The organism is Pedobacter sp. AC464, from assembly GCF_979253075.1.
The window spans coordinates 1,777,409-1,796,662 of record NZ_CEEDBV010000001.1 but is presented as its reverse complement, the minus strand read 5'-3'; the positions used below and the strand labels follow the sequence as shown (position 1 = coordinate 1,796,662).

At 37.8% G+C, this 19,254-nt stretch carries 18 protein-coding genes; 11 read left to right on the top strand and 7 right to left on the bottom strand.

Annotated features, from left to right (window positions below):
- Positions 1–45 precede the first annotated feature (45 nt).
- From hisF to hisG, 7 genes are all read right to left on the bottom strand, one after another.
- On the bottom strand, positions 46–801 hold the full coding sequence (gene hisF, locus AC0IWT_RS07635) for an imidazole glycerol phosphate synthase subunit HisF (RefSeq protein ID WP_471796693.1): 756 nt from the start codon (positions 799–801) through the stop codon (positions 46–48).
- Between the two features lie 94 nt (positions 802–895).
- On the bottom strand, positions 896–1,645 hold the full coding sequence (gene hisA / locus AC0IWT_RS07630) for a 1-(5-phosphoribosyl)-5-[(5-phosphoribosylamino)methylideneamino]imidazole-4-carboxamide isomerase (RefSeq protein WP_471796692.1): 750 nt from the start codon (positions 1,643–1,645) through the stop codon (positions 896–898).
- Between the two features lie 43 nt (positions 1,646–1,688).
- Positions 1,689–2,279, bottom strand: coding sequence for an imidazole glycerol phosphate synthase subunit HisH (gene hisH / locus AC0IWT_RS07625; RefSeq protein ID WP_471796691.1), 591 nt, complete (start codon positions 2,277–2,279; stop codon positions 1,689–1,691).
- A gap of 102 nt (positions 2,280–2,381) precedes the next feature.
- A complete protein-coding gene (hisB, locus tag AC0IWT_RS07620) occupies positions 2,382–3,515 on the bottom strand; it encodes a bifunctional histidinol-phosphatase/imidazoleglycerol-phosphate dehydratase HisB (RefSeq protein ID WP_471796690.1) in 1,134 nt (377 codons plus the stop codon).
- A 3-nt stretch (positions 3,516–3,518) separates the two neighbouring features.
- On the bottom strand, positions 3,519–4,559 hold the full coding sequence (gene hisC, locus AC0IWT_RS07615; RefSeq protein ID WP_471796689.1) for a histidinol-phosphate transaminase: 1,041 nt from the start codon (positions 4,557–4,559) through the stop codon (positions 3,519–3,521).
- Between the two features lie 96 nt (positions 4,560–4,655).
- Positions 4,656–5,942 carry a histidinol dehydrogenase gene (hisD, locus tag AC0IWT_RS07610; RefSeq protein WP_471796688.1) on the bottom strand — a complete coding sequence of 429 codons (1,287 nt, stop codon included), beginning with the start codon at positions 5,940–5,942 and terminating at the stop codon, positions 4,656–4,658.
- Between the two features lie 59 nt (positions 5,943–6,001).
- Positions 6,002–6,853: an ATP phosphoribosyltransferase gene (hisG, locus tag AC0IWT_RS07605; protein WP_056871180.1), complete on the bottom strand. Its 852-nt coding sequence runs from the start codon at positions 6,851–6,853 to the stop codon at positions 6,002–6,004.
- Positions 6,854–7,128: 275 nt separating this feature from the next.
- Here hisG and AC0IWT_RS07600 point away from each other — a divergent pair, with 275 nt between their 5' ends.
- The 11 genes from AC0IWT_RS07600 (at position 7,129) to AC0IWT_RS07550 (ending at position 19,198) form a co-directional block, all read left to right on the top strand.
- Positions 7,129–8,691 (top strand): L,D-transpeptidase family protein, encoded by a 1,563-nt coding sequence (locus AC0IWT_RS07600; RefSeq protein WP_471796687.1) that lies wholly within the window; start codon positions 7,129–7,131, stop codon positions 8,689–8,691.
- A 78-nt stretch (positions 8,692–8,769) separates the two neighbouring features.
- Positions 8,770–10,320, top strand: a complete 1,551-nt coding sequence (locus AC0IWT_RS07595) for a L,D-transpeptidase family protein (RefSeq protein WP_471796686.1) — start codon at positions 8,770–8,772, stop codon at positions 10,318–10,320.
- A gap of 18 nt (positions 10,321–10,338) precedes the next feature.
- Positions 10,339–10,740: a hypothetical protein gene (locus AC0IWT_RS07590; RefSeq protein WP_471796685.1), complete on the top strand. Its 402-nt coding sequence runs from the start codon at positions 10,339–10,341 to the stop codon at positions 10,738–10,740.
- A gap of 70 nt (positions 10,741–10,810) precedes the next feature.
- A complete protein-coding gene (locus tag AC0IWT_RS07585; protein ID WP_471796684.1) occupies positions 10,811–11,641 on the top strand; it encodes a TlpA family protein disulfide reductase in 831 nt (276 codons plus the stop codon).
- Between the two features lie 54 nt (positions 11,642–11,695).
- Positions 11,696–13,732, top strand: a complete 2,037-nt coding sequence (locus AC0IWT_RS07580; protein WP_471796683.1) for a vWA domain-containing protein — start codon at positions 11,696–11,698, stop codon at positions 13,730–13,732.
- Positions 13,729–15,003 carry a dihydroorotase gene (locus tag AC0IWT_RS07575; protein ID WP_471796682.1) on the top strand — a complete coding sequence of 425 codons (1,275 nt, stop codon included), beginning with the start codon at positions 13,729–13,731 and terminating at the stop codon, positions 15,001–15,003. Before AC0IWT_RS07580 ends, AC0IWT_RS07575 begins: the two co-directional genes overlap by 4 nt.
- Positions 15,004–15,043: 40 nt before the next feature.
- A complete protein-coding gene (locus tag AC0IWT_RS07570) occupies positions 15,044–15,712 on the top strand; it encodes a hypothetical protein (RefSeq protein ID WP_056871173.1) in 669 nt (222 codons plus the stop codon).
- A gap of 15 nt (positions 15,713–15,727) precedes the next feature.
- The gene (locus AC0IWT_RS07565; RefSeq protein ID WP_471796681.1) at positions 15,728–16,300 is read left to right on the top strand and encodes a DUF4199 domain-containing protein; all 573 of its coding nucleotides are present in this window, start codon (positions 15,728–15,730) and stop codon (positions 16,298–16,300) included.
- Between the two features lie 118 nt (positions 16,301–16,418).
- Positions 16,419–17,369 carry a glycosyltransferase family 2 protein gene (locus tag AC0IWT_RS07560; protein ID WP_056871171.1) on the top strand — a complete coding sequence of 317 codons (951 nt, stop codon included), beginning with the start codon at positions 16,419–16,421 and terminating at the stop codon, positions 17,367–17,369.
- A 75-nt stretch (positions 17,370–17,444) separates the two neighbouring features.
- Entirely contained in the window at positions 17,445–18,413 is a 969-nt protein-coding gene (locus AC0IWT_RS07555) for a glycosyltransferase family 2 protein (RefSeq protein WP_471796680.1), read from the top strand.
- Positions 18,410–19,198 (top strand): hypothetical protein, encoded by a 789-nt coding sequence (locus AC0IWT_RS07550; protein ID WP_471796679.1) that lies wholly within the window; start codon positions 18,410–18,412, stop codon positions 19,196–19,198. Before AC0IWT_RS07555 ends, AC0IWT_RS07550 begins: the two co-directional genes overlap by 4 nt.
- Positions 19,199–19,254: the final 56 nt, after the last annotated feature.

The window sequence follows — 19,254 nt, the reverse complement described above, 5'->3', positions numbered from 1 at the left end:
TGCTTAATTAGTAACATTGCTGCGTGCCTCGCAATGACGAGTTTATTATATCCTCACAGGAATTTTATTCCTTTTTAATTCTTGTTTTAAATCGGGTATTAAGATTTCGCCATAATGAAATACCGATGCTGCAAGCGCTGCGTCTACGTTCGCTTTTTGAAAAACCTCCGTAAAGTGTTCCATACTGCCTGCACCGCCCGATGCAATCATCGGGATATTTATCATTTGATTAACGATGCCGAGTAAACCACAATCAAAACCGGCCTTTGTGCCATCATGGTCCATAGAAGTTAGCAAAATTTCTCCTGCCCCTAAATTTTCAGCTTGTTTAATCCAGACTTCGGTTTCCAACTGTGTAATTAACCTGCCGCCATTTAAGTGCACCATATTTTTGCCATCAATATGTTTGGTATCTACTGCCAAAACCACAAACTGAACTCCAAACGCTTTCGCTAGTTCTTCAATCAATTGCGGGTTTCGTACTGCGGCAGAATTGATGCTGATTTTATCTGCTCCTGCATTTAAAAGCGCTTCAGCGTCTGCAATTTCTGTAATACCACCTCCGATTGTAAATGGGATATTTAGCTGCCTGGCAACCGATTTAACCATTTCTATCATCGTTTTTCGGCGTTCGTGTGTGGCGGTAATGTCAAGGAAAACGAGTTCATCGGCACCTTGCTCTGCATATTGCGCAGCCAATTCCACCGGGTCGCCGGCATCCCGCAAATCAACAAAATTTACACCTTTTACCGTGCGACCGTCTTTAACGTCTAAACAGGGAATTATTCTTTTACTCAGCATTTGTTTGGCTTTTCACCGTGATACATAAAGCAATTTTGCTATCGAAATAATTTACTTTGTGCCTCGCAATGAGGATTTGACTAATGTTTTCGCTTTATATCGAAGTCAGCGCTTTCAGATTCCACTCCTTAATTTCTTCGACGGTAATTCGATCTTCGTAAATAGCTTTACCAACTACAACGCTTCTGATAGGGTATTTAGCCAATTCGTGAATATCTTCCATCGAACTTACACCACCCGATGCGATTAACTTAATCATTGGAGAATGCTCAAGTAATTTTTTGTATAAATCAATAGCGGCACCGCCTAATTTGCCGTCTTTGCTAATATCTGTACATAAGAAACGGAAGAAACCAAGTGCCAAACATTTATCAACATAATCCATTAGCTTTATAGGCGAACTTTCCATCCAACCCGAATATTTTATCACTTCATCCAAAACATCGATGGCGATAACAATTCGGTTAGCGTAGTTGTCTTTCTTTGCAAAAGCCTCGCTTAATTGTTGTAAAAAATCTGGGTTGGTAATGGCTTGTGTGCCCACAATTACGCGATGAATTCCTGCATCGAGCAAATTTGTAACCTGTTCAATCGTACGGATTCCGCCGCCGTACTGAACTTTCATTTCCGTTTTTTTAATGATTTCAAACAGTGATTTCTGGTTGCTAAAATCACCCTTAGCGCCATTTAAATCGATAATGTGGATAAAATCTGTTCCATTCGAACGGTATTTTTCTATCATTTCAGCGATAGATACATCATATTCAGTTTTCTGGTTGTAATCGCCTTCACGGAGGCGAACTACTTTTCCATCCAAAATATCAATAGCAGGAATTATGTACATTTCTTGAGTTATAAGTTAAAAGTTGTTACTTAAGTTCAGAAGCTCAACTAAGGTTTGAAAAATTTTTTAATATCTGCTCGCCAGCTTTGCCCGATTTTTCGGGATGGAACTGAACGCCATAAAAATTGTCCTTTTGTACTGCTGCCGAAAATTTTAGTCCGTAATTGGCAGAGGCGATGTCAAAAGTAGGGTTATATTCAATAAAGTACGAATGAACAAAATAAAATTGTGCATTCTCTTCAACACCTTCAAATAATGAATTGTTTTTGTGGTTAACGGCATTCCAACCCATATGTGGAATCTTGATGTTCAGCAACTTATCAAATTTCCTTGTTTTTAAAGGTACAATGTCCAGTAGCGGTGCGTCGCCTTCTTCTGAATGTTCGGTAATTAATTGCATACCTACGCAGATACCCAAAACTGGTTTGTTTAATGCTTTTATGGCTGGAATCAATCCTGTATGCTTTAATTTTTCCATTGCTGCACCTGCATGACCTACACCCGGAATAATGATGTGGCTATACGCGGCCAGGTCAGCTTCGGTATTAACCATGCCATAATTAAGTGCCAAACGCTCCAAAGCTGCAGTTAACGAGAAGATATTGCCGGCACCGTAATTTACTATTCCAATCATATTTTTTGAATTGAAGGTTAAGAACAAAAATTAAAGACTATCAATCTTCATAATTGTTCGTATGTTTCTTCTTTTTATTTCTATTATTTGAATTTTATTCACTTATAACAAGCCCTTGGTGCTCGGCAACACCATTTTTTCAGCATCGCGTTTAATTGCCATTTTTATCGCCTTTGCAAAGGCTTTAAATATTGCTTCAATTTTATGATGTTCGTTATCACCTTCGGCTTTAACGTTCAGGTTACATTTCGCGGCATCGCTGAATGATTTAAAGAAATGATAAAACATTTCGGTAGGCATATCGCCAACTTTTTCACGTTTAAATTCCGCGTCCCAAACAATCCAGTTGCGTCCACCAAAATCTATTGCAACCTGCGCCAAACAATCATCCATCGGTAAGCAAAAGCCGTAACGCTCAATGCCCAGTTTGTTGCCCAAACCTTTGGCAAAAGCCTCGCCAAGGGCAATTCCGGTGTCTTCAATGGTGTGGTGTTCGTCAATGTGTAAATCGCCTTTGGCAATTATTTCCAAATCTACGCTTCCGTGCCTGGAAATCTGGTCCAGCATGTGGTCGAAGAAATTTAAACCGGTTTCAATTTTTGCTTTTCCGGTTCCATCGAGGTCTAAATTGATGGTGATATCGGTTTCATTCGTTTTACGGACATGGCTGATTTTTCTGCTTCCTGCCTTCAGTAAATTATAAATGTCTTCCCATTTCTGCGTTTCCAGAATAATAACATCAAGTAGGGTTTCGTGTTTATCTAGTGCCTCAGTAGAACCAAGAGCATCATTCTGACGGAGAAAAATGGCTTTTGCACCTAAATTCTTTGCCAGCACAACGTCGTTCAGCCTGTCGCCGATTACGTAAGAATTTTGCAAATCGTAGTCACCGCTAAGGTATTTTGTTAACAAGGCGGTGCCCGGTTTTCTCGTTGGCGCATTATCTTTAGCGAAAGTTCTGTCAATAATAATCTCGCTAAAGTTTACGCCTTCGCCGGAGTAAGTATCCAGCATAAAATTATGAATCGGCCAGAAATTTTCTTCGGGATTTGAAGCTGTTCCCAATCCGTCCTGATTCGTAACCATAACTAATTCGTAATCCATTTCGGCTGCAATCTTTGACAGATAATACAGGGAGCGGGGATAAAATTTCAGTTTCGCAAAACTGTCAACCTGCTCATCGGCCGGCTCAATATTCAACGTTCCGTCTCTATCTATAAACAATACTTTCTTCATCTTCTAAAAGTTTTTCAGAATGGTTAATAGTTTATCATTTTCTTCTTTCGTGCCAACTGTAATTCGCAAACAGCCTTCGCATAAGGTAACTTTTGAGCGGTCGCGAACGATGATCCCTTCGTTTACTAAAGTATCATAAATTTTAGCTGCGTCGGTAACTTCTGACAATATAAAATTTGCATCTGAGGGATATACTTTCGAAACGATACCGAGCGTTTGCAGATCGACAGAAAGTCGCTCTCTTTCGGCAACAGATTGTTTAATCCATGCGTTAACTTGTTCGATGTTTTTTAAGGCTTCAAAAGCCAAATCCTGAGTAGCCTGATTGATGTTGTAAGGCGGTTTAATTTTGTTTAGAACATCGATGACTTTTCGTGAAGAAAATGCCATCCCCAAACGGAGGGCGGCGAGTCCCCAGGCTTTCGAAAAAGTTTGTAAAATAACCAGGTTTGCATACTCCGTTAACTCCTGAATAAACGTCTTCTGACGGGCGTAATTTATGTATGCTTCATCCACCACAACGATGCCTTTAAAGTTGGCTAAAATGGTTTCGATATCTTCACGATTTATCGAATTTCCTGTCGGATTATTTGGCGAACAAATGAAAATTAATTTGGTGTTTTCATCGATTGTTTCTGCTATCGTTTCCATGTCTAACTGGAAGTTTGGAAGCAGGCTAACTTTCCGAATTTCAACATCGTTTATATTAGCCGAAACCTCGTACATTCCATAGGTTGGCGGTAGTACAATTACATTGTCTTTTCCCGGATTACAAAATGCACGGAAAAGCAAATCTATAGCCTCATCACTGCCGTTACCTAAAAATGTATTTTCGATAGGAACGCCTTTAATTTTGCTGATAGCATCTTTCAAATCCAATTGCAACGGATCCGGATAGCGGTTGTAATTTGCAGGTAGGGGAGAACCATAACTGTTTTCGTTTGCATCTAGAAATACAGATGCATGCCCTTTAAATTCGTCCCTGGCGGTGGAGTAGGGTTTAAGATTTTTTATATTTTCTCTAACTAAATCGTTAATGTCCATTTTTTATGCTTTATGAAGGTTGAAAGAACAAGTCAACATGATTAAACCATAATATTTGGTGGCTTTGTCACATCAATTGGGCCGAACCTTATGCTTTTACTCTATGTTATTTAATCTCAAAGTGATTGCGTTTTTGTGCGCCTCTAAACCTTCCGCGGCAGCAAGTATTTCTACAGTGTTTCCAATATTCTTTAAACCATTGACTGTTAAGTGTTGAAAGGTTATTTTCTTAAGAAATGCATCAGTAGAAACGCCCGAATAAGCTTTTGCAAAGCCACTTGTAGGTAATGTATGGTTAGTTCCAGAGGCGTAATCTCCGGCACTTTCTGGCGTAAGGTTGCCAAGAAATACTGAGCCTGCGTTGATTATTAATGAAATAAGGCTTTCAAATTTATCCGTAGCGAGAATTAAGTGCTCAGGAGCATATTCATTTGAAAAATGCATTGCCTCAGTAGAATTGTCGACTAAAACTGCGTAAGAATTTGCAATTGCTTTTGCGGCAATTTCTTTTCTCGGGAGCGCAGTCAATTGATTATCAATTTCTAAAAGTGTTTTATCTATAACATCCATAGATGTAGCAACCAAAATCGACTGACTATCAATGCCATGTTCTGCTTGCGCAAGTAAGTCTGAAGCCACGAATGACGGATTGGCAGTCTCATCAGCGATTACCAAAACCTCGGATGGACCCGCAGGCATGTCGATGGCCACCTTATTTTGCACCATGGTTTTAGCAGTTGTTACATAACGGTTTCCCGGGCCGAAAATCTTATCAACCTTCGGAACGGTTTCCGTTCCAAATGCCATTGCAGCAATTGCTTGTGCACCCCCGATTAGGTAGATTTTGTCGATACCTAAAAGCACAGCGCAGTAGGCGAGATAACAGTTCGTTTTAGCATCACTTTGCGGTGGCGAGCAAACTACAATCTCCTTGCATCCGGCGATAATTGCAGGCGTAGCTAACATTAAAAAAGTGCTTGGTAAAACAGCCGTACCACCCGGAATATAGAGTCCAACCTTCTCAATTGCTCTTGATTCCCGCCAGCAAACCACACCTGGCATCGTTTCAATTTTCTCTTCCGATTTCAATTGAGATTGATGAAAGACTTTAATATTTTGGTAAGCAGTTTCTATAGCTTTTTTAGCATCGGGTGGAATGGATGATGCGATCATTTCCAATTCTTCTGCATCTAAATAAAGCTTTTCAAGGGTGACTTTATCAAACTGTTTTGAGAAATTGATCAGCGCCTTATCGCCATCATTTCTAACCGTTTTAATGATGTCCGAAACCCGTTCTTCAACTAATTTATCGTCTTCAATTTGTCGCGAACACAGTTGCTCAATATTTGATTCAGATAAATCTTTATAGTTATAGACTTTCAATGTGTTATAATTTTAAATTAACTAATAGTTAATGTCTTTTTTTAGCTTTTTATGCTTTTTTAGGTGATTATTTTTTCAATTGGCATCACCAAAATACCTTCTGCACCTGCAGCTTTAAGGCTGTTTATTTTATCCCAAAAATCTTCTTCGGCGATTACAGAATGTACAGCAACCCAGTTAGGTTCGAACAAAGGAACAACCGTCGGACTTTTAACACCAGGCAACAAATCAACAACTTTTTGAAGGTTATCTTTTGATACATTGAGCACAACATATTTGTTAGATTTTGCACTTAAAACTGAACGAATACGCTGAAGTAATTCTGCAACTTCCGGGTTGTTTACAATCGATTTATTTCCGATTAAAACGGCTTCCGATTTCATCACATCAGCGAAAGGTTTTAGTCCGTTACTTTTCAAAGTTCCACCCGTAGAAACGATGTCAAAAATGGCATCACTTAAACCCAAACCCGGGCCAATTTCTACCGAGCCGGAGATGGTTCTGATGTCAGATTTTATTCCTTTTTCGGTTAAGAATTTTTCTAGAATAACAGGGTAAGAGGTTGCGATTGCTTTACCATTTAAGTCTTCAAGTTTTTGAATATCGCTACCGGTTTGAACAGCGATTTTTAATGTGCATTTTCCAAAGCCCAAACGCTGTAGATATTCTACCCCAGCTTTAGTTTCGGTGATTACATTTTCCCCAACAATACCCAAATCGGCAATACCATCCTGAACATACTCCGGGATATCATCGTCTCGAAGAAAAAGGATTTCCAAAGGAAAATTTTGAACAGTTGATATCAGCGAGCTCTTATAGTTTTCGAAAGAAAGACCACAATTTTTTAATATTTCTACGGATTTTTCGTTTAACCTACCCGATTTCTGGATAGCAATTTTTAGTGTTTTCAAAGTATTGAATATAGAATGAACAAGAAATAATTTTACGGAAAAAAAGTTTTGAAGTACAAAACAAACATATCATATCGCCTATCGGCGATGGTGTAAATGTAAGTGATGGTTCAAAATTAAATTCATAAATTATTTATGCCAGTATCAATACTTTAGCTGATAAGCGCTGGCAAATATAGTGTTTGAATCCGTAAAACAAAAAATAATGGCACTTAATTTGCCTTTATGCTGTTTTTATTTCCGATAACCTTATTTTGTATTAAATTAATTACGTGTTGAAAAACTTCCGCTTTCTGATTATTCCTTTAGTTCTTTCTGTTTCTGCCTGTAACTGGTTCAAATCTCCTCCAGAAATCGGCAAAATTCTGGCTGAACATTTCAACAATAAAATTTACAAAGACTTTGATACGGCAGCCTACGATAGTGTTTTCGTTAAAACGATGGGCGATCTTTCTCAAAATTTTATCAACCCAAAAACGATTAAGGCTTTTTACGAACACAACAATGACGAGCCACGATTAGTTACAAAATTCTATGTCAATGGCGAATTGGATTCCTTAACCAATTATTTAAAGAATAGTACAGTCCACGGCTTAAACCCTAAGCTTTTTAATATTGATGAGCTGCAAAGTTTGATAAATGAACTTGGAGCAAATAAATTTAAGACTGTTGATGAAAGCTATCCTGTAATTGCCAGGCTTGAAATTCTGAGTGCAAATGCTTATTTAAATTATACAAATTTTTTGCGGTATGGCGTGGTAAATCCCCGCAACATTTTTTCCAGATATTACATCAAAGTAAAACGGCCGGATAGTTTACGAATGAGCAAAATGCTGGCTTCAGAAAGTTTGATTGATACCTTGAAAAATATTCAGCCAAAATCGCCCCAGTATAAGGCACTTCAAACCGCTTACCTTAATGCTAATTCTGCAGATGAAAAACGAATTTTGCTGTTAAATATGGAACGTTTCAGATGGCAGATGCCCGAAACGGGTGATAATTATGTGCAGGTAAATATTGCAGATTTTAAACTGACCTGGTTTGATAAGCAGGATACGGTAATTTCAATGAAAGTTTGCGTGGGCGGTAAACGTGAAAATGGTTATGAAGAGAAGATGAAGGCCTTTGCGAAATCGGGCAATTTAGACGATAAACCGAAGAACCACGAAACCCCTTTATTGTTTAGTAAGATAAATTCAATTCAGGCCAATCCAATATGGAATATCCCGGTTAGCATTGCGCAAAGTGAAATCTATTGGATGGCCAGGAAGGACCGATACTATCTTTCGAATAGTAACATCAAAGTTTACTACAAAGATAAGCTCATCGGCGAGCCGGATACCATAAACTGGAACCGATATTCGCGGGATAAGTTGCCTTTTAAATTTAAACAAGGTTCTGGCGACGGAAACGCTTTAGGTAAGTTTAAATTTATCTTTGATAACAGCTCAAGTATTTATCTACACGATACCAATAATAAAAGTGGCTTTGGCTTAAGTAACCGGGCAATTAGTCATGGTTGCGTACGCGTAGAAAAGCCCCTTGAATTTGCGGAGAAATTACTCGACGATAATTACGCATATGACAAGTTGAGGGTAGAAGTAGATTTATTGCCGGTTGATACCACGCACATGAACTGGTATCGCAAGCGAATGGCTAAAAAAGCGGATACCTTGAAATCTTTCCAATTGAAACCAGCTTGGTTTGGGCCAAAAAAGGCCGTTCCGTTGTTAATTACCTATTTTACGGCCTGGTCTCAAAATGATAAAATTGAATACCGCCCTGATGTTTACGACATGGACGAAAAATTGTGGTCTGCAATGAAAAAATTTAGATAAAACGCGTAAAGTAATCACCCTATAAAATAGCTTAAAAACATCCCGAGTTGAAACAAATTTATTTTAACCCGAGCAATTTTGAAAACTTTTACCTCGTTTTTTATTCCTTTATTAGCTGTTATTTTTTTTCTAAATTTCAACAAAAAGCCAGAAATCGGTCAGCAATTGGCCATAAGCTTAGGTAGTTCGATTTACAATGATTTCGATACGACTGCGTATGACCTTGTGTTTAAAAAGGAGTTTAAACTTCTTTCAGAAAAGTACATCAACGTAAGCAAACTCAATAATTATTATCAAGAGGTTAATAACCAACCAAGGTTTATTGCCAGTTGTTTTGAAGATAAGAGTCTAGATTCACTCATCAAATATTTAGCCACAAGTACTGCGCATGGCTTTAATCCTAAGGTATTTCATTTTGAGGAAATTACTGCATTAACAGCCAGGCTTAAAGCAAACGATTATAAAAATGTTAGTGAAAATTATGAGCTGCTTGCCAGGTTAGACATTTTGGCTTCGGATGCCTTCACCCGGTACACCAGGTATTTAAAATTCGGGGCTGTTAATCCAAAAGACATCTTTACCCGGTATTATATTGCGGTTAAGCAACCTGATAGTACATTTAATGCATGCCTACTGAAGGCGCCGGCCATTTTGGATACGTTAAGGGTTTTGCAACATAAATCACCGCAATATAAAAGTTTACAACACGCATATTTAATTAGCAGGAATGATTCTCTTAAAAAAATCCTCCTGGTTAATATGGAGCGTTTACGTTGGGTAATGCCATCTGCAGGAGAGAAGTTTATTCAAGTGAATATTCCCGATTTTAGGTTATTTTATTTGTGTGGCAGCGATACCTTGATATCGATGAAAGTTTGTGTGGGCGAAAAAAGAGATTTAAATTATGATGAACAACAAAAAATTTTTGCGAGAACCGGCGATTTAGACGACAGGCCTCAGAATAAAGAAACGCCGTTACTTTTTAGCCAGATAAAAAAGCTTTACACCAATCCGGTTTGGAACATTCCCGAAAGTATTGTACAGGAGGAAATTTACCCAATGGCCCGCCGTAGTTCGAGATATTTAATGCGCAAAAACATAGCGGTTTTTCGTAACAACAAGCGAATAGAAAACCCGGCAACGATTAAGTGGTACAAATATAACCGGGATAAAATTCCTTTTTTATTTGTTCAGCAACCGGGAACTAATAATTCTTTAGGGCGTTTGAAGTTTATTTTTCCAAATAGCAGCAGTGTTTATTTGCACGATACGAACTTTAAGCAGGGATTTAAGCTAACCAACAGGGCAATTAGTCACGGATGTATCCGATTGGAAAAACCACTCGAACTCGCTCGGCTTTTGGTAGAGGATAGCTTAAAATATGATTCGATTAGGAGTGAATTGAATTTGAAACCGTTAAAAGCTTTAGTGGCAACAGGCAAAAAAACAAAATTAATAGCGACCAATAAAGAGGAAGAGCGGTCAACTTTCCAGTTCGTTCCGAAGGCAGAAACCCCTATATTAATCACCTATTTTACGGCATGGTCTCAAAATAATAAAATTCAATACCGGCCTGATGTTTATGGCATGGACGAGAAACTTTGGTTGGCGATGAAGAAATTTAGATAGAAGATGTAGATTTGTGCCATGGAGGATAATATTTCATTCAATCATCAAGCTGATATCGTAAACAGTGCCCTTAGATTTATCAATGCGTGGTTTAAGCAGTCAAAGTCTATCACCGCCGAGTTGAATGATTTTTTTATCCTTCCGGGAAACAAAATCATCGGAAAAGAGGCTATTGTTGGTAGATTAAAAGGCATTTTTGGGAAATTTGATGAGTATGTTGGTGGCCGGTATGACATTATTGATGTAAATTTTGAATTGCTTAATGATGGCAAAGGAATGGGTTTTGTTGAGGGTGTTGCAGGGTACCGGGCAGTCGTTCAGAAACAATCGAAAATAGTTAGCGGCCCTTTCAAACTCTATTTCGCCTTGCAAAATGGCGTATGGAAAATTGTAAATATTGAGTTTCCTGGATTTATCTAAAAATTAACTATTAATTTAGTTTGTTGGTTAATTTTTTTTTAAATTGTCTCCTAATTAACCTTCCCTAATTATGAGAAATCTTGCCAGCATCTTTATTCTATTTGTTTTTTTTCTTGCGTCTTGTTCACAAAGTTCAAAACGAGATAATCCAGTAACTACTAAAGCTTTACCAGCGCAGCAGGATAAGTCCATACCGGGAGCGCCAGTATTTGCACTGACAGCAATAACGACCAACTTTGACCAATATTGGGAATACCATACCCGTTATGTTAAATTGTATCGTGATTTTCTGGCTTTTGATGAAAATGCTTCACCCATAACAAAAAAAGCCTTTCTGCAACAACTCAGCACCGGAAGGTTTTTGCCCTTTTTGTTAAAGTCGAGAAATGCAACGGGCAGTTATAAGCTTGTAGAAATTCCTGCAACCATCAAAGAAGAGACTAGCGCAATTATTGCTGATTACGCTAAAACCCAGCTTGGCTACTTCAACATGGAAGCTAAACCCGTTCCTGATTTCGATTTTGTTGATGTAAATGGCGTTAGGTATACCTCTGCGAATACGAAAGGAAAAATTGTTTTGTTTAAATGCTGGTTTATTGGCTGTGCTACCTGTGTACAGGAAATGCCTGAACTGAATAGAATGGTAGAACGCTATAAAAACCGTAAAGATATTTTGTTTATAAGTCTGGCGAGTGATAAGAAAAAGCCGCTCCAGGGTTTTTTGGTTAAAACGAAATTTGATTATGCGGTTGTTCCGGATCAAGATAAATATATGAGTGGAAAATTAAATGTTATTGCTTATCCAACTCACTTCCTGATTGATAAAAATGGAATTTTAACTAAAATTGTTGATACCGAAAAGGAAGTTTCCGAAGTGCTGGAAACGATGGCAGTTCAATAAGTTGTTACAATTGAAATTCGCCACTTTATTTAATTTTTCTATCTTTGGTTTTTAATGAATTTCCTTTATCCGGGCTTTCTTTTCGCACTATTATCGGTTGCAATTCCGGTTATTATTCATTTATTTAATTTTCGAAAATTTAAAAAGATTTATTTCTCAAATGTTCAGCTTTTAAAAGAGGTAGAACAGCAAAACTCATCAAGGGAAAAGCTAAAAAATTTACTTATCCTCATTTCGAGAATTTTAGCAATCGTGTTTTTGGTTCTCGCTTTTGCGCAGCCGTATCTTCCTTTGGGAGAGAAGAACCAGCGCTTAAGTAACATAGTAAGCATCTATGTGGATAATTCTTACAGTATGGAAGCCGTTAATAAAGATGGCAACTTATTGGACGAAGCTAAAAGACGTGCGAAAGAACTCATAAAGGCTTATGGTTTAAATGATAAATTCCAGTTGCTTACCAATGATTTCGAAGGTAAACATCAGCGGCTTTTAAACCAGGACGAATTTTTGAAAGCACTGGATGATGTGAAAATTTCGGCTTCGAACAGAAATCTTCAACAGATTTTAAACCGTCAAGAGAATATTTTGTCAGGTTCGGCAAATAAATACAGTTTCATTATTTCTGATTTTCAGCAAAATATTTCCGATGGAAATAACCTCAAAACCAATAAGGATATTCAATATTCGTTTTTAAAATTAAATGCAACTGCGCTACCAAATGTTGCTGTAGATAGTGTTTGGTCACTTTCACCAAATCATCAACCTGGTGCAAATGAGCGCCTTGTTGTTCAGTTAAAAAATTATTCTGAAGAAGATGCCGTTAATATTCCGCTAAAGCTGACCATTAACAATCAGCAAAAGGCGTTAAGTTCTGTAAGTATTGCTGCGGGTAAAACAAATCGTGATACCCTTAATTTTTCTGGACTAACCGCAGGATGGCAAAAAGGACTTTTAAGTATTAAAGATTTTCCCGTTACTTTTGATGATACACTTTCCTTCAGTTTTAAAGTTGATTCGAGCCTGCCTGTTTTAAGCATTAACGGCCCTGACGCCGGGAATTACATTAAGGCACTTTTCGGCGCAGATAAATATTTCAGGCTTACAGAAAACTTAGAGAGCAACATCAATTACAGTGGTTTTTCCAATTACGGTTTAATTGTATTAAACGGGCTGAGAAATCCTTCGAGTGGTTTGGCACAGCAATTAAAAGCTTACCTGAAAGGCGGTGGGTCGGCGGTTATCTTCCCAAATTTGGATGCAGATATTCGAACTTACAACAGCTTTTTAAATGGTCTTTCGCTGCCGGCTATTCAAAGTTTAAATACTACGGAAACCCGGGTTGATAAGATAGATTTGCAAAATCCAATTTTTAAGACGGTTTTCGAAGAAATTCCTAAAAATCTTGATTTACCCATTGCTAACCGGTACTTTTCCTTTGTCGAGCGTAACTCAACGAATAAAGAAAGCTTACTGTCTTTTACCGGTGGGCGACTTTATTTCGCAAAATATGGCGTTGATGATGGTGCGGTTTATTTAGCGGCAACCGGCTTAAATGCTGCCGATGGTAATCTTGCGAGGCATCCTGTTTTTGTTCCGCTAATGTACCGATTAGCATTGTCTGCCGAAAATGAAACTGCGCTGTATTATAACATTGGTACTGATAACGCATTAATTGGCAAAAAAATCAGTTTAGGCAAAAACCAAACGTTAAAGTTAACCGCAAAAAATTTCGAGGCGATTCCGGAAATCAGACAGGTTGATGGCAAAACAATTATTTATGTTGCAGACCAGATTAAAGCGCCTGGGTTCTACAATTTAAATCTTGCAGACTCTTTAATTGCCGTTTACAGTTTTAATATTAGCAGGTCAGAATCTGATATGCACTATTTGAAAAGTTCGGAACTTAGCAAACTGGCAGGGAAGAATAACCTAAAAATTTACGATACTGATAAAGACGCTGTAAAGCTCATTTCTGGCAGCAATAAAATCGGACAGACTTTATGGAAACTTTGTCTAATTTTGTCGCTGATTTTTATTGCAGCAGAAATTTTGCTCATCCGATTTTTTAATAAAACCAAGAAAACAAAATGAATCTCCTAGTAAAACGTGCAACCATTACCGACCCGCAAAGTAAGTTTAACACAAAAGTGTGCGATGTTAGGGTAGTTGATGGAAAAATCCAAGCCATCGGGAATTTATCTGCTGAAAAAGATGAGCACGTTTTTGACGCTAAAGGCGCATTACTGACACCCGGCTTTTTCGATTTAAACTGCGCCGCAGGCGATCCTGGCTATGAAACCAAAGAAGATATACAAACGCTAACGGCTGCTGCAACAGCTGGAGGCTTTACCGGTTTAGCTTTGCTGCCGCAAACAAGCCCTGTTGTGCAGTCAAAGTCTCAGGTAGAATACATCATTAACAGGGCAAAAAATAATTTGGTTGATGTTTATCCGGTTGGCGCCTTAAGCCAGAACCTTGAAGCTAAGGAACTTGCAGAACTTTTCGATATGCAGAGCGCTGGGGCCGTGGCTTTTTCTGACGGCGATAAAGCAATTCAGGATGATAGTTTTATGAGCCGTGCCTTGCAATACGCAAAAGGTCTTGATGCTTTGATAATGGTTTATCCGGAAAATAAATCAATTGCCGGGAAATCGCAGATTAACGAAAGTAAAAATTCGGTGCTACTGGGCATGAAGGGCTTGCCGGCCTTGGCAGAAGAAATGCACATCGCCCGAGATATTTTTCTCGCTACTTATAACGAAACAAAAATTCACATCAGCAATATATCTACAGCGGGTGCTGTCGCCTTAATCCGCAAGGCGAAAAAAGACGGGGTTCAAATTACATGTGATGTTACTGCACATCACCTTGTTTTTACGGAAGATTTGCTGGTAGATTTTGACAGCAACTATAAAGTGAAGCCGCCTTTGCGCAGCAAAAATGACGTAAAGGCCTTAATTGCCGGCTTAAAAGATGGTACTATTGACGCGATTATTTCGCAACATCGCCCTGAGGAAGTTGAGTTTAAAAATGTGGAATTTGAAATTGCACATTACGGAATTATCGCTTTGCAAACTGTGCTGCCATTATTACTAAAAGCCGGTTTAGACACCAGTCTTATTGCCGAAAAACTAGCTATAAATCCTCGCAAATTGTTAAATTTAACTGTTCCGGTGATAGAAGAAGGACAGGAAGCAAACTTTACGGTTTACGATCCAAATGAAAAATGGGTTTATAATGCGGCCAGCAACTTTTCTAAATCAGCGAACAGTCCGTTAATAGGAAGAGAATTGACCGGAAAAGTAACTTTAGTTTTTAACAATAACCAATACAGAGCAAGCGAACTTAGGCCGGTAAGCTGAAATTTTTGTCCTAAACCGTTGATACAAGAAACTACATAATATGGATAATAGAGTAAAAAAGGCGCTTAACGCTGCAACAACTAAATACGCCGAAACAGAAGGCATTGAAGCCGGTAACTTCCAAACGGAATTAATTGCTGCTTTTGAACTTGATGTTAATTTTTTAGACAAAGCAACTGCTTTTGATGCAGTTTTTGATTCTAATCCAAAATTTGAAGCGCTTAGAGAGATTTTCTTCGATTTATTGATGGTGAATTTTTTCAGCAGCGACGTTCAAAAACTCGAAGATGATTATTTAGAAAGTGATGAATGGGCGAATATTGAGGAAGAAACCATCGATAGGGGAACTGAACTTTTAAACCTTCTTTTATACATAAAGGAATGCCACGATGAGGATTTAGACCCTGAACTAGGTGATTTTTTAAAGGAATTTTTGTTGGTTGAGGATGATGAGTTTCAGGATGAATTTGAAATTTATGAGGAGTTAATCAGCAATCAACAGCTTGCGGAAAGTAGTGTAGAAGAAATTTGTAAAACTGCGGAGACCTTAAATGTTAGTGATGAAATGAAAGATTTATTCGTGCCGTTTATGGCCTTTTTCCTTGATACGGAAGGAAGTGCGGAGACTATGAAAGAATTAATTCAGTTTAGCCGTAACAAATCTTTCGATTCTGCTACTTATATATTGATAACAACTATTAATAACTAAACTTAAACAAACAACATGGACAAGAGTACATTAATTACCAAATTATCATTAAAATATGGTTTTATACTTGCAGCCGTATCACTTGTAATTTCATTTACGCTGTATTTCATAAACCCGGTAATGCTTTACACCAATTTCGCCTTACCGTTTATCATATTGATTGTTTTTATAGCCCTGCTTGTTTTCTCGGGAATAAGCATTCGAAAAGAAGTTGGAGGATACTGGACCTTTGGCGAAGCTTTTAAATCATTCCTGATAATTGCCCTTATTCTCGCAATAACATCAGTTTTGTATAATGTGGTTTTAATGACGTTAATTGATCCTGATTTACCAGCCAGAGCAGCTGCAGCTATTGAAGAATCACAAAGAAGTATGATGGAGAAATTTGGTATGGCGTCTGAACAAATAGATGAAGCAATGGCCAAAGCAGGCAACATGCAAGAAAAACTTACGCCAACGTTTAAAAATTCATTCACAAGCTTCGGCGTATCAATAGCAATGTATGGTGTACTTGCATTGATTCTTGCGGCAATCTTGAAGAAAAAAGAACCGGTAACTTTTAATTCCTTACCAGAACAAGAAGGTTAAACCAGCGTTATAAAAATTTACAACGTGCAACTTTTATCATTTTATTTGATGAAATTTGCACGTTTTGTTTTGAACAAACTTCCTAGGCTTTCAAACCTTTGCGGTTTAAATTTTGAAAATGGATATATCAGTAGTAATACCTTTATATAACGAAGATGAATCGCTTCCGGAGTTAACAGCCTGGATTGCAAAAGTAATGGACGAAAAAAATTTCAGCTACGAAATAATTTTGGTCGACGATGGTAGTACAGACCGCTCCTGGGAAGTTATAGAGGAATTGAAGTTGCAAAACGATGCAATAAAAGGCATTAAGTTTAGGAGAAATTATGGTAAATCTGCTGCACTTAACGTTGGTTTTGAGGCCACCAGAGGTGATGTTATCATAACAATGGACGCTGATTTGCAAGATAGTCCTGACGAAATACCTGAATTGTACCGACGCATTAAGGAAGAAAAACTCGATTTAATCTCAGGCTGGAAGAAGAAACGCTACGATCCAATTACGAAAACCATACCCACAAAATTATTTAATGCAGCCACCCGTAAAATGAGTGGAATTGAACTGAACGATTTTAACTGCGGTTTAAAGGCGTACCGGAGCGATGTAATTAAAACCATAGAAGTTTACGGAGAAATGCACCGCTACATTCCCGTAATTGCGAAATGGGCAGGCTTTAAGAAAATTGAAGAGCAAGTTGTAGAGCACAGAGCCCGGAAATACGGCACCACAAAGTTTGGTTTCAGCAGGTTTATTAATGGCTTTTTAGATTTGCTTTCGATATTCTTTGTAGGTAAATTCGGTAAACGCCCAATGCACTTTTTTGGCTCACTCGGCGTACTGAGTTTTTTAATAGGAACAATTATGGCTTTGTGGATGATTGGCATAAAGCTTTACCACATAGCTGCACATATTCCTTACAAAAGGGAAATTACCGACCAGCCATTGTTTTATATTGCCTTGGTTGCAATTGTTGTGGGTTCGCAAATGTTTTTAACGGGCTTTGTGGCCGAATTGGTTACCCGAAACGCCCCAGAAAGAAATCAATATTTAATTGAAAAGAGGGTGTAAGGCAAAAGTTTCACAATTAGGCTTATCCGCCAAGAAACAAAGCCAATTACATTCTACTGCTTATCTTTTTCGAAAATGTTTTTCTCCGTCATAATTCCACTTTACAATCGTCCGCAGGAAATTAACGAATTGCTGTACACGCTAACCAAGCAAACTTATTTACAGTTTGAAGTTTTGGTTATTGAAGACGGTTCAAAAGACGATGCTAAATCGATTGTAGAAAGTTATGCAAACAAATTAGATGTAAGCTATTTCTATAAAGAAAACGAAGGACAAGGGTTTACCAGAAATTTTGGCTTTGAGCGTGCAAAGGGAGATTATTTTGTAATTTTTGATTCAGATTGCTTAATTCCTCATGACTATCTGGAAATTGTTAAAAATTATCTTTACGAGCATGATTTGGACGCCTATGGTGGTCCGGATGCCGCACATGACAGCTTCACACCCGTACAAAAGGCCATAAGTTATGCAATGACTTCGCCCTTTACAACGGGAGGCATTCGCGGCAATAAAAAACATGTTGGCCAATTTCACCCACGAAGCTTTAACATGGGCGTTTCCCGTCAGGTTTGGGAAAAAGTTGGTGGCTTTATTTTAACCCGACTCGGAGAGGATATCGAATACAGTATTCGTATTCATGAAAGCGGCTTTAAAATTGGACTTATACCAGAAGCAAAAGTTTACCACAAACGGAGAACAAGTTTTAGCCAGTTTTACAAGCAGCTTCATTTTTTTGGCCGGGCCAGAATCAATATTTATAAGCATTTTCCAAAAGAACTAAAGCTTGTTCATTTCTTTCCTGCGGTGTTTACTGTTGGTTTCATTACCACCATCCTCTGCGATATTTTTTATCGTCCTTTAGGAATTGTTGGTAATTTTATCTTGTTAATGTTCTTTTTGTTGATATTTTTTCATTCGTGGGCTGTAAATAAATCACTAAAAGTTGCATTTTTGAGCATTATATCTTCATTTATCCAATTATTTGCTTATGGCTTAGGATTTATTCAAGATCTATTTAAAAGAGTGGTATTTAAACAACAATGATAAACTATCTAAAAGAAAGTACTTTCGCGGTTAATGATGTTATTCAAAAAGCATGGAACATCACCAGGAAACATTATTTTTCCATTGCAACCCTGTGTTTTTTAATGTTTATTACTGCGAGCGCATCAAGTTTGATGGCATTTTTTATTAAAGATGTGAGTAAGATTTTAAGCATCGCGATGGTCTTCGTATTTATAATGCTTTATTTTACAATCAATCTTTCGTTATTTAAATACATTTTCCATTTAATGGATGATGAACAAAACGATGTTAAAATTGTGGATACACTACCAACCAGGCAGCAGATTATTCGCTTTCTCGTTGCTACATTATATTTTGTGGGCTGTATTTTTGGTGTTTACCTGGTGGTCATACTCATAGCCTTTCCTTTTATTTACACCGGTCTCGATGTTACAATCGTAAAAAACGTGGCCATTTCTGTCGGTGTAATTGCAATCTTCATTACCTGGTTAAGAATATCATTTTTCCCATTCTTTATAATCGACAAAAATTCTACGCCTTTCGATTCGATTAAGTTGAGTCTGGCCACAACCAAAGGGAACTTTACCAAAATATTGTTGTTATTGGTTGTGTTAGGTGGCGGATATTTAATTTATTTGTTGCTAAACTATTTGCAATGGCCGCTTGTTGCTTTTGTTGTTAATATTTTAAGTTCTTTTATAATTGTCCCGTTATCGAGTGTTGCTTTAACCGTTGCCTACCGCAAAATTTCGGGCGAATATAAGGGCGACGAGCATCCTGATATTTTGCATAATATCGTTTAGCCTGGAACAATGTAATGCGCAATTGAAATCCCAACTAAAAAATTATGCCTATTAAA

Coding starts and splice junctions, on each gene's coding strand:
- hisB (WP_471796690.1), bottom strand. CDS start 3,515: ATGAAGAAAGTATTGTTTATAGATAGAGACGGAACGTTGAATATTGAG.
- hisA (WP_471796692.1), bottom strand. CDS start 1,645: ATGTACATAATTCCTGCTATTGATATTTTGGATGGAAAAGTAGTTCGC.
- AC0IWT_RS07550 (WP_471796679.1), top strand. CDS start 18,410: ATGATAAACTATCTAAAAGAAAGTACTTTCGCGGTTAATGATGTTATT.
- AC0IWT_RS07560 (WP_056871171.1), top strand. CDS start 16,419: ATGGATATATCAGTAGTAATACCTTTATATAACGAAGATGAATCGCTT.
- AC0IWT_RS07570 (WP_056871173.1), top strand. CDS start 15,044: ATGGATAATAGAGTAAAAAAGGCGCTTAACGCTGCAACAACTAAATAC.
- hisH (WP_471796691.1), bottom strand. CDS start 2,279: ATGATTGGAATAGTAAATTACGGTGCCGGCAATATCTTCTCGTTAACT.
- AC0IWT_RS07590 (WP_471796685.1), top strand. CDS start 10,339: ATGGAGGATAATATTTCATTCAATCATCAAGCTGATATCGTAAACAGT.
- hisC (WP_471796689.1), bottom strand. CDS start 4,559: ATGGACATTAACGATTTAGTTAGAGAAAATATAAAAAATCTTAAACCC.
- AC0IWT_RS07565 (WP_471796681.1), top strand. CDS start 15,728: ATGGACAAGAGTACATTAATTACCAAATTATCATTAAAATATGGTTTT.
- AC0IWT_RS07575 (WP_471796682.1), top strand. CDS start 13,729: ATGAATCTCCTAGTAAAACGTGCAACCATTACCGACCCGCAAAGTAAG.
- AC0IWT_RS07580 (WP_471796683.1), top strand. CDS start 11,696: ATGAATTTCCTTTATCCGGGCTTTCTTTTCGCACTATTATCGGTTGCA.
- hisF (WP_471796693.1), bottom strand. CDS start 801: ATGCTGAGTAAAAGAATAATTCCCTGTTTAGACGTTAAAGACGGTCGC.
- AC0IWT_RS07555 (WP_471796680.1), top strand. CDS start 17,445: ATGTTTTTCTCCGTCATAATTCCACTTTACAATCGTCCGCAGGAAATT.
- AC0IWT_RS07585 (WP_471796684.1), top strand. CDS start 10,811: ATGAGAAATCTTGCCAGCATCTTTATTCTATTTGTTTTTTTTCTTGCG.